General features: G+C 68.0%; 1 protein-coding gene and 1 pseudogene. One reads left to right on the top strand and one right to left on the bottom strand.

The genetic code is table 11. The features are described from left to right. The coding region (locus tag MOV74_RS38365) for a uracil-DNA glycosylase (RefSeq protein WP_246932736.1) at window positions 1-498 on the top strand (498 nt) is incomplete at its 5' end. Between the two features lie 121 nt (window positions 499-619). Here MOV74_RS38365 and MOV74_RS38360 read toward each other — a convergent pair. Continuing rightward, a pseudogene (locus MOV74_RS38360) lies at window positions 620-1,355 on the bottom strand (hypothetical protein); the annotation flags it as partial.

Raw genomic sequence — 1,355 nt, 5'->3', positions numbered from 1 at the left:
ACCGCGACGCGGCTGGTGTTCGCCGACGGCAATCCGCAGGCGCGCATCATGTTCGTCGGCGAGGCGCCGGGCCGCGACGAGGACATCGAGGGCCTGCCCTTCGTCGGGCGCAGCGGCAAGCTGCTCGACCTGATGATCGGCGCGATCGGGCTCAACCGCACCACCGCCTATATCGCCAACGTGATTCCCTGGCGGCCGCCCGGCAACCGCACCCCGACGCCGCAGGAGACGCAGATCTGCCTGCCCTTCATCCAGCGCCAGATCGAGCTGGTGAATCCCGACGTGCTGGTGACGCTCGGCAACCCCTCGACGCAGACGCTGCTGGGAACGCGCGAGGGCATCATGCGCACGCGCGGGCGCTGGTTCGACTACGAGACGGGCCAGCGCACCATCCGCGCACTGCCGACCTTTCACCCCGCGTATCTGTTGCGCTCGCCGTCCTACAAGCGACTGGCCTGGCAGGATCTGCGCGCGATCGCGAAGGCGCTGGCGGGGTAGATGCTCTTGTAGGGTGGGCAAAGCGAAGCGTGCCCACCATCTTGATCTCGACGACGGATAGACTTGACGGCGGGCACGGCGCTTTGCGCCTTTGCCCACCCTACGATTCCTGCGTTTGTCGCTACGTCCCTTTCGGCCGCACGATGGCCCAACCGATCCGCAGCAATTGCTGCCGACCCGTCACCAGCCATTCGAAAGCTCGCGGCACTTCCGGCACGATGCCGGGAAAGCGCTTGAGGATCTCCGGCGGCGGCGTGCCAGCCGTGTCGGAGGCGCGCCAGACCACGACGCCACCGGTCTCGCTGAATTGGGCCTGATTGATCCACGGCGTGCGCGCGGGGTCGGCGTCGATGAACAGATGCGGCCGGCCGGAATGCAGAGTGATCAGGCTCGCAAGCTGGGTCTCGCCGGCAACCGCGCGCAGGCGATGGTTGGTGCGGCGGGCAAAGCTCTCGTCGAAGAAATCCGAGATCGCACGCGCCGGCATCGAGGTCGCGATCTCGTTTGTCCCGGTCCAGGGCAGAAACAGGACGGCGAGCACGACGCCAACGGCCGGCGCTACGACGGCAGCGGCCCACACCATACGCAGCATCCGCGCACGACGCATTGCAATGAGATCGCCGGCCGCGACGACCACGGCAAGCCCGGACATGACCAGCACGACGCCGGCGCCACCGATGACGGAGTCGAGCCCGAGCAGGCCCGAGATCAGCGCTGCGCCCAGCACCGGGGCGAGCGCGAAGAAATAGACGAAGTTGCGCGCGAGCGGCGCGACCGGCGGCCGGAAGATGATCGGCGGCTCCTCGCCCTTGGTGGCGAACAGCCCGGTGTTGAGGAAGGTCAGCGCCGGGATCGCG

The sequence above is a fragment of the Bradyrhizobium sp. SHOUNA76 genome, from assembly GCF_023006445.1.
Lineage (GTDB): Bacteria > Pseudomonadota > Alphaproteobacteria > Rhizobiales > Xanthobacteraceae > Bradyrhizobium.
The sequence above is the reverse complement of the archived record's forward strand: the minus strand, read 5'-3'. Positions and strand labels throughout refer to the sequence as shown.